Here is a 13,071-nt window from a genome sequence, read left to right as displayed (position 1 = left end):
TACTCACCTCTTACCATTTAGTAAAAGACTAAGTGCCTTTTTAATATACTGATCCGTCGTTAATGATTCTTTTAATAACTCTGGTACAACGCGAGAAACTTCTCGTTCCGCGTATCCAAGTGCGCGCAGAGCTTCCAGCGCCTCATCAAGCTCCGCTGACGAACCTTTCTTCTCATCAAAACGTTCTTCGTCTGAGAATAAATCAACAAATGCATCTGGTACAACGTCTGCTAGTTTTCCTTTTAAATCTAAAATCATTTGGCGCGCTGTTTTCTTTCCTACGCCCGGGAACTTCACTAAAAACTTCTCGTCTTCATGTTCAATCGCTTGAACGACCTGTCCTGTTTGACCAGAAGCTAATATTGCAAGAGCGCCTTTTGGTCCAATACCAGACACACCTAACAACTTTGTAAATAATAAACGCTCTTCACGTGTTTTAAACCCGTAAAGCGCCATAATATCTTCTCTCACATAATGATATGTATAGACACGGATTTCTTGCTTACTTCTTTGAAATACATACGGATTCGGTGTGAAAATTTGATAACCAATTCCATTATGATCAATTACGACATATTCCGGCCCTACATACTCCACGTAACCTGTAACATATTCAAACAAAATACAATCTCTCCCTCTTAAATCATGTATTCCATTTTAACATATTTAATGATAGAAAAGCGAGACTGCCCCAACAAATGTTCTCTATTTGAAACTTCTGTTATTTTCCATTGACAGAAAGGTTGAAGCACATTAATATACAGAAGTCGATAATGATTATCAATACTAATTAAAGGGGTTACATCAGGATGAAACAGAAGGTATTTATTTTATTTACTATCATGCTAGTCGTTCTTTCTATCGTTGGCTGTACTTCTCAAAAGGAAGAATCCAAAGCAAAAGAGCAACCGAAAACAAAAGTTGTAAAACACGCTAAAGGGGAAGCTACAATTCCAGTAAATCCAAAGAGAATTGTTGATTTATCTGGTTCAACAGAAGAATTATTACTTCTTGGACACAAACCTGTTGGTACAGCAAATACATATAAAGATAAAATCCAAAAGCATTTGACAGAAAAGCTAGACGGAGTAAAAGCAGTAGGTTGGTATTGGGCACCTAAAGTTGATTTAGAAGCTGTTACTGCTTTAAAACCAGACTTAATTATTTTGAACAATCGTCAATTAAAAATTTATGATCAACTAGAAAAAGTAGCACCGACAGTTGTTCTAGAAACAAACTTAGAAGATTGGCGCGGTAAGTTTAAAGAAGTAGGTAAACTATTTGACGAAGAAAAGAAAGCCGACAAATGGATTGCAGACTACGATAAAAAAGCCGACTCTTTATCTAAAAAGATTAAAGAGAAAACAAAAGATGAGAGCTTTATGTTCGTCGCAGTTACACCACAAAACTTCCGTGTATACGGTAGCTTCGGGTACGGTGACATCATCTTTAACGACTTAAAACTTCCAGCAACAAAAGGTACAGATTTAAAACAAACGATGGCGCAAGTATCGCTAGAAGGTCTTGTTGCATTCCAGCCTGACCAAATGTTCGTTGTAAACTTCGGCGGAGAAGCTGATAAAGTGTACGAAGACTATAAAAACAGTGCCGTTTGGAAAGATAATAAGGCAGTAAAAAGCAATCACGTATATGAAGTATCAAACGAAATATTCAATACGAAAGCCTTCAATCCAATCGGAAAAGATATGCTAATTGATGAAATCGCAAAACAAATTTTAGATAAAAATAAATAAGAAAAAGCAGCTCACCATGAGCTGCTTTTTTTCTTACTTTGTACTGCGTATTGCTTCATTTTTTCGATTGTCTTCACGAATCCTTCTTTTGACTTAATACGAATACCACGCTTCAACTTCGCCCGTTCATAACTCTCTAGCTTTTTCATATCAATTTGAAAAAAGGAATGAATCGCATTATCACTTTTCGGCACACCTTTAAAGATTTGTAATATCCCTTCCTCTGAAACACCGAAATAACCACTCGTTTTTAATAAAGGAGAAATATCATCAACTTTCTTTTGTAATACAATTTGTACATCATCGCGATCAACGAGTTGCCATTCTTTATATTGCTGTAAAAACTTTTCTAAATCCGCTACTTTTTCTGTAAATATTTCTTCACTTACTTCTCCATCAACATACATGCGCTCTAATAAAATTGTAACTTCCGGTTCTTTTTCTGTTACTTCTGGTACTGGCCCTTCCGCCCTTGCACTCGTTTCATAAACTAAACAAAACATCATAACGAACGCTTGCATTGTAATCAGTATCCATTTCATTTCCGTTCACCTCTTTTAGGCATGATCAAACTTTCATTAGTAGTTTTTCCGGAAATGGGGGTTTTATCCCTAATTCATAGATTACTCTCATTAAGACTTATAGAGTCCAATGATTTCTACCTATTTCGAAACATATTGATTACTTGAAAGCTTTTTTATATCTTTATTTGATTGTACTGTCGCTATATAGACTCCAATTAATACGATTGCCATTCCAACTATTTGTTGCCACGTAACAGCTGCTCCATATAGGACAACTGATATACAAGTAGCTACAATAGGAGTTAGATTTAAATACATACTCGCTTTGCTTGCACCTAGCTCTTCTACTCCTTTATTAAACACGATATATCCAATTAACGTCCCGCATATGACCATATACAACATTTCTATCCATCCCTGTAAAGAAAACGTCCCAACCTTTCCCCATCCATCTTCATATAGAGAAAGGCCTGCTAAAAACAAAGTACCCAATACCGTCATACTCATTGTAGTTAACAAAGGGGAGACACCACTCATAACTTTTTTTCCTGTTAAGCTATATAACACCCCGCAGATTAAAGCTGCTATAAATAAAAGATCGCCCTTATTAAATGACAAAGACATAAGTGTATTCATTGAACCACTCGTAATAACAACTATTACACCGATAAGAGACAACATTAAACTTATTCCGACTTTTATACTCCAAGACTCTTTAAAAAATAATATTGCTCCTAATGTTACAAAAACGGGCATTGTAGCAATAATAAGCGAGCCATTCAAAGTGGAAGTATAGTTAAGTCCCATAAAGAAAAAAACATTGTAGCCAAAAATACCTGTTAATGATACAAATAACAACCCTTTCCAATTCTTTAATAACAAACTTGTATTCCACTCAGATTTCATAAAAACTATGCCTATTAAAATAAAACCTGCTAAACCAAAACGAATTGTTGCCGCAGTAATCGGTGGAATTTCAGTAATAACATGCTCTGCTGTTGCAAAAGACCCACCCCAAAATAAAGGAACAAGTAACATAATGACATACATACGATTTATTTTTTTCATTTTTATTACCCCTTTCAAGTAAACAAGTTTAAAAGTTTAAACTTGTTTACTTGTTAGTTAAAAAAAATTAATAATTTGATTCTATTGCTTGAATTAAATCTTTCACCTGTTTTAAAAATTCTCCGGCTATTATAGAATAAAAAATTTCTTTTCCATTTCGATTCGCTACAATTAGTTCTGCTTGTCTTAAAATTTTCAAATGATGCGAAACAGCTGGTCTAGAAATCCCCATTTTATCTGTTATTTGCGTGACATTCATCTGTTTATTTTCTAATAACAGCATAATAATTTGCTGACGATTCTCATCTCCCAACGCCTGAAATATAGGTGTTACGACCTGAAATTTCTCTAATACAACTTCTGTATTTCTACATTCAAAATTCTCCATATCCTATTCATCCCAACCTTATATATAACATGTAATATATTACCATTAAATAGTAACTCTTTCATTCGCAGTTGTAAATAACTTTATTTTCAGACTTTTCTTCGATAAAAAAAGGAAGATTGGATTCCTCCACTCTTCCCATTACATTCATATAAAATGAAAGACGCCTGCAAAGCAGGCGTCTTGATGCGTTTACGGCGAGAGACCAGGCGACCACATTCGCGTGTTTAGCACTTAAGCATATCTCTCGTCTTACGTAAATTAGCTCATCGCTTTGCTAATATAACATTAATAAAGTATAAGTGCAACATGTTTATAAAAATATTTTATTTCCTCTTTCATCCAAACAAATTATATGTAAATTATATGTAAATTATAAATTGATAAATGCAACATATATGTTACAATTAATATAACAGCAAAATCATCATAAACAGGAGATGGATATTGTGAAAAAAATAAAAGATGAACGTCTCATTCTGCAAACATTAAAAAATATACGTATTGCCTTTCTTTTTCAATCACTTGGTATAATTGGAATTTTAGGCTATATTGGATTCACTGAAGGACTAGATCAAATGACGAAATCTCCATTATGGCTATTATTTATTCTTACGAGTATTGTGCTTAGTTATTTACAGTTAAGCATTTCAATCGATGTAGAAGAAAGCGAAAAGGACATACAATTAACTCCTTATTATAAACTTGTCTTTCGCTCCCTTATCGTTGGGAGTGTTATGGCTATTATTTATATTATTTTCAGTCCAGAAAGACCTCTCTTTGAAGCTATTTTAACAGGCAGTATTCTCTTCATATGCTTTTTAGTATCTTACTCCGTTAGTTATTTTATAAAAAAGCGTCGTTTACAGGATAACGATGAATAAAGAGGAAGGGCTACCCTTCCTCTTTTATTTTGCTATCGCACTGTACCAGTTAAACCGTAACGAATGTCTCGGAACATATTTCCTATGTCACGATTAAAATCGTTTGTAACTGTACCGTTACGTAGACGTGTACTCATTGCATCGACACGAGTAAACATATCATTTCTTACAGAAACATATACGTTTCTGTTTCCAACTTCATTTGAAACTGCTTGACGAATCTCATTCGCCATCGCCGTTTCATTTGTCACTGTATTACGTGGTTTTACTGCAATCGCTACATCGTTGCCGTATACAACTGTAGACACGCGGTCTACGTTATTCATACGTTTCACACGATTTGTAATTCTTTCTGCAGTTTTACCATCATTGTTAATGTATGAATTGTTCATTGTAATATTACGTGTTGGATGCGGATTAGCAATTTGACCGTTGTAATTTACATCACGGTAATAGTTGTATCCTGTATCGTTACGACCATTTCTATATGTTACATAGTCTGTATATCGATCGTTACGCGTCACATTATCACGATACTGGTGTGTATCATTATAAGATGTACGCTCGTAATTGTAGTTACGTCCATCCATTGCATTGTTTTTTGGTGTACCACATGCAGCTAATGCACTAGTAACTAACAAAGAAGCAGCAATCACTTTTACTTTCGTATTCAATAGAAAAACCCCCTCTGTTAGAATGAACTTCTCTTCTGAAAAGCTCCCTCTTATGATGAGTAACAGAGCAGGTTTTTACACTGTTAATATTTCACTGGGGATTTTCTAACATTTGGTGTAAACCTTTCGTTTCCAGAATGAATCTACATACAAAAAAGGTGGGAATAATCCCACCTTTTTTAAACTTCTTCATCCTCTTCTTCTGAAACTGGCTCCCCAAATACATTTGGTGGATCTGGTTGATAATACATCGTTCCTGGCTGTGGTGCATATGCTGATTGAGTTGGTTGATAATATAAAGGATTCGCGTATTGTGGCCCTCCAGGTTGTGGACTATATAGCCTACTCTCTCCACCGCATCCACAATCTTCCTCGCCTTGCACAAGCGGCGGCATATTATTATCCATCGGCATCATATTTGGATTTGGCATAGACGTATACTGTGGTCCAAACGGCACTCCTTGCTGATACGGCATACCATAGTATGGATTTTGTTGTTGATAATACGGATTCGGCGGCATCACATTCGGTGGTTGATTGTTATCCATAATCGGCATCATATTTGGCATTTGATTGTTATCCATGATTGGCATCATATTTGGCATTTGGTTGTTATCCATGATCGGCATCATGTTCGGCATTTGGTTGTTATCCATGATCGGCATCATGTTCGGCATTTGGTTGTTATCCATGATCGGCATCATGTTCGGCATTTGGTTGTTATCCATGATCGGCATTATGTTTGGTATTGGGTTATTATCCATGATTGGCATTATGTTTGGTATTGGGTTATTATCCATGATTGGCATTATATTTGGTGGTTGATTGTTATCCATGATTGGCATTATGTTTGGTGGTTGATTGTTATCCATGATTGGCATTATGTTTGGTGGTTGATTATTATCCAACATTGGCATTATGTTTGGCACTTGAATATTTGGCGGTATTACTTGCGGAATAACTATATTTTCTTTCGATACATTTGGTGACACTATATTTCCTACATTTTCTTTCTTCACTTGCGGCGATACTATATTTCCTACATTTTCTTTCTTCACTTGCGGTGACACTATGTTTCCTATATTTTCTTTCTTTATTTGCGGTGATACTATATTTCCTACATTTTCTTTCTTTACTTGTGGTGATACTATATTTCCTACATTTTCTTTCTTTACTTGTGGTGATACTATATTTCCTACATTTTCTTTCTTCACTTGCGGTGATACTATATTTCCTACATTTTCTTTCTTTACTTGTGGTGATACTATGTTTCCTACATTTTCTTTTTTTACTTGTGGTGATATTATATTATCTTTTTTCGTTTGCGGAGAAATGATGTTATTAGGTTTCATTTTATTAATTTGAGGAGCAATTAACTCGCTTCCTTTTTTAATTACATCTGAAATTTTATATTCTTTTTTCGTTTTTATTGGTGGTTGCGGCGGCTGCGGTAACACATTTACCGAAAACTTCGTATTTTCTTTTTCCGCTGGTTTTTGTTTTTCTATAACAGGTGGTTTTTGAATAACAGACGGTTTTTCAACTGGTTTTTCTTTTTGAATTGGCTGTTCTTTTTGCACCTCTTTTTGCGGTTTCACTTGTATTTCCTTCTGTGGTTTTACCTGTACTTCTTTTTGTGGTTTCACTTGCATTTCCTTCTGTGGTTTTACCTGTACTTCTTTTTGTGGTTTCACTTGCATTTCCTTCTGTGGTTTTACTTGCACTTCTTTTTGTGTTTGTTGCATAGCAGGCTGCTGCGTAATTGGTGCTGATTGATACGTAACTTCTTCCTCGTCTTCTATTCCAAGCGGCGTTGGCGTTGCTGCAAATTCTTTTTGTTGCACTTCTTTTACGTATTGTTTTGGAGGTGCTGAACCTGCTCCAGCATGCTGTTTTACGTGTACACTGTTTGATGGTACTTTAATTTTCATACCTGGCATAATTAAATCTGGATTGCTAAGTTGTGTATTTGTTTTTTTCAACGTATCAAAATCCACTCCGTACTTTTTCGCAATTTTCCAAAGGGTATCCCCTTTTTGCACGATATGAATTTTCAAATTTTCCCCCTCCTGTATAACTTATCTATAAGTAACAAATCTCATGAAGTAACCCTTTCTAAATAACGTTAACCTCTTTTCACTTGTATCACTTCTTCGATTTTCAATATCATTAGAAGCGGAATAAGTATAAGATAATCGCAATGATTTCTTCAAAACAATGTATGCCCATTTTGTTCTCGTTATGATTATATGTACGAAAAAAAGCAACGGGAATCCGCTGCTTTACACACGCTCTAACATACGATTTAATGCAAGAACTGCCTCTTCAGTCACTTGTTTATCTACGCTAATAACGTTAATTTCTTCTCCTTTTTCTATCGTTTCAAGTGCCCATAATAAGTGCGGTAGGTCAATTCGGTTCATCGTTAAACACGGACACATAAAGGGGTTAAGTGAAACAATTTCTTTATCTGGATGTTGTTGAATAATTCGGTTCACTAAATTCATTTCTGTACCAATCGCCCATTTACTTCCGGATGGAGCCGCTTCAATCATATCAATAATATATTTCGTTGAACCTGCATAATCCGAAGCAGCTACAACTTCGTAGCAACATTCTGGATGTACAATAATGTTCATGTCCGGCTGATTTTTCCGTACGTTCTCAATGTTTTTCACTGTAAAATTTTGATGAACAGAACAATGTCCTTTCCATAAAATCACTTGAATTTCTTCTATATCTCCATCGTACTCTAATGAATCAGTATGTGGATCCCATACTGCCATTTTATCTAACGGGATACCTAAGTCGTACGCTGTATTTCTTCCTAAATGTTGATCTGGTAAAAATACGAGACGCTCTTTTTGCGTGAACGCCCAAGATACCATTTGTTTAGCATTAGAAGAAGTTACTGTTGCTCCGCCATTACGACCGCAAAACGCTTTAATTGCAGCCGTAGAGTTTACATATGTTAACGGAATCATTGTATCTCCAAATAATTTTGTGAGCTCTTTCCACGCTCTTTCTGTTTGTTCGATATCTGCCATATCTGCCATCGAACACCCTGCACGCATATCTGGCAAAATAACGATTTGATCATCTGTCGTTAACATATCTGCTGTTTCTGCCATAAAGTGTACACCGCAAAATACAATATATTTCGCCTCTTTATTGCTCGCTGCAACTTGCGCAAGCTGAAGTGAATCTCCTGCTGCATCAGAAAATTGTACCACTTCATCTTTTTGGTAATGATGGCCTGGAATAAATAGTGTTTCCCCCATTTTTTCTTTAATTTCACGAACCCGCTTTTCCATCTCTGCTGTTGACATCGTGTAATAACGCTCTGGTAACATCGTTTCAATCGGTTGTACTTTTTCTAAAATACTCATATTCCTTTCTCCCCCTCTAAGCCACTTTCCTTACGCCTCAATATTGAAACTAATATCAAGTGCTTTCACTGAATGTGTTAATGCTCCAAGTGAAATATAATCTACCCCTGTTTTTCCGTATTTCGATAAATCTTCAATTGTAATGCCTCCTGATGCTTCCGTAACGATGGCACTTGGTACAATCTTTGAAAACTCCCGAATCTCATCTGGCGTACGGTTATCAAACATAATAATATCTGCACCAGCAGCTACAGCTTCTCTCACTTGCTCCTCTGTTTCTGTTTCCACTTCTACTTTCACCATATGTCCTAACCTTTCTTTCACTGATGTAACAGCTTTCGTAATAGAACCAGCAAAAGCAATATGATTATCTTTGATCATGACACCGTCATATAGGCCGAAACGGTGATTAAATCCGCCTCCGCACACGACTGCATACTTATCAAACATACGTAGCCCTGGCATCGTTTTTCGCGTATCACAAATACGTGTATGGCTACTATCTAAGGCACGAACAGCCTCGTATGTCATTGTCGCTATCCCGCTCATACGCTGGATAACGTTTAATATAACGCGCTCTGCCGTTAATAACGATGCGATTGGTCCTTGGACAGTTGCAATTATTTCGCCTTTTTCTACAAGATCTCCATCTTTTTTATGAAGCTCCACTTCAATTCTCTCATCAATTAATTTAAACCCTTCTTCAATGACTAAACATCCCGCAAAGACCCCTGTATCCTTTGCAAGAAACGTTCCTTTTGAAAGTAAATTGTCTGGAAAAATAAGCTGAGATGTTACATCTCTTTCTCCTATATCTTCTAGAAAAAATCGATTCAATGCTTCTTTAACCTTTATCGTATTCATAAAGCCCCTCTTCCTCTCATTACACAAGTTGTAGTTTTCTTTTCACCCGAATGATCTCTTTTTTCACGCTATTTCTATGTGGATAATCACTTCGATAATGGCCACCAATGCTTTCTTCTCTTTGCAAAGCTGATACGACGATAAGCTCACAAACTGTTAACATATTCATAATCGTTATCTCTTCATTTGTAAGAGCATCATGTTGCAATATCATATTTCGAACACCGTACTTACTAAGCCATCTCTTTGCATAAGATAAACTTTGTTCTGTTCGCACAATCCCAACGTATTTCATCATACATTCTTGTATTTCTTCTTTCGCCGGCAAATGATTCAGAACGATAAACTTCTTTTCCTTCTCAGCAAAGTTGTTCAATCTGTCTTTTGTCGCTTTCGTTAAAAGATGCTGTCCTATTCTTTTTCCAAACACAAGACCTTCTAATAATGAATTACTCGCTAATCTATTTGCTCCATGAACACCGTTACAAGCTACTTCACCAACCGCATATAAATGTGGAATGGACGTCTCTCCATCACAGTTTGTTTTCACGCCGCCCATATGGAAATGAGCACCCGGTACGACCGGAATGCGTTTTTCATTTATATGAACACCATTCTTTTTACACAATGATGATACAGTCGGAAAACGTTCTTCAAAATTTTGGATAGACTCGATATTCAAATACACTTTTTCACCCGCCAAAAGCTGTTCATGAATCGCTCTTGCCACTACATCACGCGGTGCGAGATCATGATCTGGATGTATATCCATCATAAAACGCTGCCCTTTTCCGTTTATAAGGACAGCTCCTTCACCGCGGACAGCTTCAGAGACGAGGCCACAGCATCGCCCGCCCGCATATAACATTGTTGGATGAAATTGTACAAACTCTAAATCTACGAGCTCTCCGCCTGCGCGGTATACCATCGCAAGTCCATCACCCGTAATTGTTTTATCATTAGAAGTAAAGGCGTATAAACCACCAACCCCGCCTGAGGCTAGCACAGTATAATCTGCATCATAACGCTTCAACTTCCCTTCACTATCTCGCGTTAAAACTCCAACACATTTTTCATTTTCTATAATAAAATCAAGCACCATTTCCTGTTCCACTACCGTAACGTGCGGTGCTACTTCTTGAATGAAATGCTCTAATAAATTCTTTCCTGTTGCATCGCCACCTGCATGTAAAATACGACGCTTCCGATGTGCACCTTCTTTTCCAAGGTGAGGGCCCGTTTCATCACCATCAAATTTCATTCCATTTTCAATGAGATGATTCATTTCTTTCGGTCCTTCTTCAACTAAATAACGAACCGCATCTTCATTGTTATAATGACATCCTGCTACTAACGTATCTTCAAAATGATCATTTGGATTGTCATATGTAGCTACGGCTGCGGCAATTCCACCTTGCGCTAAATATGTATTATTATTACGATTCGTTTCCTTTGTGATAATAATCACATTCTTTTCGTGACAAATCTCTTTTGCAACACGAAGTGCCGCAACGCCACTTCCAATAATTAAGACATCTGCACTTGGCATAATTGTTGCCTCCTACTTTACACTTTTCAACTGTCTTGACACCTATATTTACATAGTTTTAAAATAATGACAAGAGTTTTTTTATAATTCTTATTTTCACTACCATTTAAAAAAATAAAAGAAATGTAACTCTTACTAGAGAGAGGAACTTACATGATGATATATCTTGATTATGCAGCTACTACACCTATGAGCGCGGAAGCATTACAAACATATATGAAAGCGGCATCGCAATACTTCGGAAATGAACAAAGTTTACACGATATTGGAGGAACGGCCTCTTCTTTATTACAAGTTTGTAGAAAAATATTTGCTGAAATGATTGGTGGAAAGGAACAAGGGGTATTCTTCACGAGCGGTGGGTCAGAATCGAACTACCTTGCGATTCAGTCCCTTCTCAATGCCCAAAATAAGAAGCATATTATTACGACACCTATGGAACATGCATCCATTCGAAGTTATTTTCAATCCTTACAATCAAAAGGGTATACAATTACTGAAATTCCTGTTGATAAAAATGGACTCATTCGTTTAATAGATTTAGAAGCGGCTATTACAGAAGATACCATTCTAGCAAGTATACAGCACGGAAACTCTGAAATCGGAACCGTTCAAAATATCGCAGAGATTGGGGCACTTTTAAAAAAATATAACGTTTTATTTCATTCAGATTGTGTACAAACATTTGGTAAACTTCCTATCCATGTTTTTGAGATGGGGATTGATAGTCTTTCTGTTTCAGCACATAAAATATACGGACCAAAAGGTGTCGGCGCTTGCTATATAAATCCGCAAGTTCGCTGGACACAAATATTTCCGGGGACTTCTCACGAAAAAGGATTTCGTCCAGGTACAGTGAACGTTCCTGGCATCGCAGCTTTTTTAACAGCTGCTGAGAATATATTGAAAAATCAACAAGAAGAAAGTTTACGTTTTAAAGAGTTACGCTCTTACTTTTTAGAGCAAATACGAACACTTCCGCTAAAAATTAAAGTAGAAGGTCATTCTACTTCTTGTTTACCACATATTATTGGGGTTACAATAAAAGGAATAGAAGGTCAATATACAATGCTAGAATGTAATCGCCGCGGTATTGCCATTTCTACCGGAAGTGCTTGCCAAGTCGGTAAACAAGAACCTTCGAAAACAATGCTTGCAATTGGAAAAACGTATGAAGAGGCAAAACAATATGTCCGCTTCTCTTTCGGACACCAAACAACGAAAGATCAAATTGATACTACTATTCATGCACTACACACAATTGGAAATCAATTTTATAGAGGTGTTAAATCATAATGAAACAAAATGAACAAAAAAAGATTTTAGGTGAAGAAAGACGACAGCTTATCCTTCAGTGGCTTCTCGCTGCAAATGAACCGTTATCCGGGAATGAGCTATCGAAAAAAACGAATGTAAGTAGACAAGTTATCGTGCAAGATATTTCCTTGCTTAAAGCACGAAACGAACCGATCATTGCGACTGCTCAAGGCTATTTATATTTAAAACCACAAGAGAAACAACAAGCTTTCGAACGCGTAATTGTATGCCAACATAAACCAGCAGAAGTACGTCAAGAACTTACAATGCTTGTTGACCACGGCATCACGATTAAAGATGTAAAGGTTGAGCATCCTGTATACGGTGACTTAACAGCATCCATCATGGTAAGCAATCGCTTTGATGTAGAGCAATATTTACAAAAAATCGAAAACACAAATGCTTCCTATCTTTCGCAACTAACGGATGGTATTCACTTACATACAATTGAAGCAGATTCAAAAGAAAAGTTAGATGCAGCTTGCGAGGCACTAGATAAAGCAGGATTTCTCGTTTATTAATAGCAATTAGAGATATATTAAACGACAACTTATGTTGTTTAAAAAAACAGTTTTAAGGTGTATCAACACTTTAGTTGATACACCTATTTTTTATGACCTTTATCACCATATGCATCTAAGAAACAATTTACTTTAATAT

12 protein-coding genes and 1 pseudogene are annotated in these 13,071 nt (G+C 36.4%); 4 read left to right on the top strand and 9 right to left on the bottom strand.

What is annotated here, in order from left to right; genetic code table 11:
• Window positions 1-3 precede the first annotated feature (3 nt).
• Entirely contained in the window at window positions 4-621 is a 618-nt protein-coding gene (ruvA, locus tag ACTFRS_RS13380) for a Holliday junction DNA helicase RuvA (protein WP_000464508.1), read from the bottom strand.
• A gap of 188 nt (window positions 622-809) precedes the next feature.
• Between ruvA and ACTFRS_RS13375 the strand changes: the two genes are divergently transcribed.
• The gene (locus ACTFRS_RS13375; RefSeq protein WP_440024841.1) at window positions 810-1,754 is read left to right on the top strand and encodes an iron-hydroxamate ABC transporter substrate-binding protein; all 945 of its coding nucleotides are present in this window, start codon (window positions 810-812) and stop codon (window positions 1,752-1,754) included.
• Window positions 1,755-1,765: 11 nt separating this feature from the next.
• On the opposite strand, the gene ACTFRS_RS13370 is transcribed toward ACTFRS_RS13375, so the two are convergent.
• The 3 genes from ACTFRS_RS13370 to ACTFRS_RS13360 all read right to left on the bottom strand — a co-directional run bounded on the left by ACTFRS_RS13370 (window position 1,766) and on the right by ACTFRS_RS13360 (window position 3,734).
• Window positions 1,766-2,296, bottom strand: a complete 531-nt coding sequence (locus tag ACTFRS_RS13370) for a BofC C-terminal domain-containing protein (RefSeq protein WP_139866541.1) — start codon at window positions 2,294-2,296, stop codon at window positions 1,766-1,768.
• Between the two features lie 120 nt (window positions 2,297-2,416).
• Window positions 2,417-3,346, bottom strand: coding sequence for a DMT family transporter (locus ACTFRS_RS13365; protein ID WP_139866540.1), 930 nt, complete (start codon window positions 3,344-3,346; stop codon window positions 2,417-2,419).
• A 67-nt stretch (window positions 3,347-3,413) separates the two neighbouring features.
• The gene (locus tag ACTFRS_RS13360) at window positions 3,414-3,734 is read right to left on the bottom strand and encodes an ArsR/SmtB family transcription factor (RefSeq protein WP_139866538.1); all 321 of its coding nucleotides are present in this window, start codon (window positions 3,732-3,734) and stop codon (window positions 3,414-3,416) included.
• 449 nt (window positions 3,735-4,183) lie between these two features.
• Here ACTFRS_RS13360 and ACTFRS_RS13355 point away from each other — a divergent pair, with 449 nt between their 5' ends.
• On the top strand, window positions 4,184-4,618 hold the full coding sequence (locus ACTFRS_RS13355) for a branched-chain amino acid ABC transporter substrate-binding protein (protein WP_242294140.1): 435 nt from the start codon (window positions 4,184-4,186) through the stop codon (window positions 4,616-4,618).
• Window positions 4,619-4,650: 32 nt separating this feature from the next.
• Here ACTFRS_RS13355 and ACTFRS_RS13350 read toward each other — a convergent pair whose 3' ends face one another.
• From ACTFRS_RS13350 to nadB, 5 genes and pseudogenes are all read right to left on the bottom strand, one after another.
• On the bottom strand, window positions 4,651-5,292 hold the full coding sequence (locus tag ACTFRS_RS13350; RefSeq protein ID WP_139866536.1) for a YhcN/YlaJ family sporulation lipoprotein: 642 nt from the start codon (window positions 5,290-5,292) through the stop codon (window positions 4,651-4,653).
• Between the two features lie 1,900 nt (window positions 5,293-7,192).
• Window positions 7,193-7,349: pseudogene (gene safA / locus ACTFRS_RS13345) on the bottom strand (SafA/ExsA family spore coat assembly protein); the annotation flags it as partial.
• 225 nt (window positions 7,350-7,574) lie between these two features.
• Window positions 7,575-8,681, bottom strand: coding sequence for a quinolinate synthase NadA (gene nadA / locus ACTFRS_RS13340; protein WP_139866534.1), 1,107 nt, complete (start codon window positions 8,679-8,681; stop codon window positions 7,575-7,577).
• A gap of 30 nt (window positions 8,682-8,711) precedes the next feature.
• Complete coding sequence (gene nadC / locus ACTFRS_RS13335; RefSeq protein WP_139866533.1) at window positions 8,712-9,545, bottom strand: carboxylating nicotinate-nucleotide diphosphorylase; 834 nt, start codon at window positions 9,543-9,545, stop codon at window positions 8,712-8,714.
• Between the two features lie 19 nt (window positions 9,546-9,564).
• A complete protein-coding gene (gene nadB / locus ACTFRS_RS13330) occupies window positions 9,565-11,094 on the bottom strand; it encodes an L-aspartate oxidase (protein WP_440024845.1) in 1,530 nt (509 codons plus the stop codon).
• A 153-nt stretch (window positions 11,095-11,247) separates the two neighbouring features.
• Between nadB and ACTFRS_RS13325 the strand changes: the two genes are divergently transcribed.
• Window positions 11,248-12,390, top strand: coding sequence for an IscS subfamily cysteine desulfurase (locus tag ACTFRS_RS13325; protein WP_440024846.1), 1,143 nt, complete (start codon window positions 11,248-11,250; stop codon window positions 12,388-12,390).
• Window positions 12,390-12,932: a transcription repressor NadR gene (locus tag ACTFRS_RS13320; protein WP_000812271.1), complete on the top strand. Its 543-nt coding sequence runs from the start codon at window positions 12,390-12,392 to the stop codon at window positions 12,930-12,932. The genes ACTFRS_RS13325 and ACTFRS_RS13320 overlap by 1 nt, the downstream gene beginning before the upstream one ends.
• Window positions 12,933-13,071: the final 139 nt, after the last annotated feature.

It is taken from the genome of Bacillus cereus group sp. MYBK139-1 (assembly GCF_051916915.1).
Classification (GTDB): Bacteria; Bacillota; Bacilli; order Bacillales; family Bacillaceae_G; genus Bacillus_A; species Bacillus_A pacificus.
Note: the sequence above shows the minus strand (reverse complement) of the source record. Positions and strands in the feature narration are given on the sequence as shown.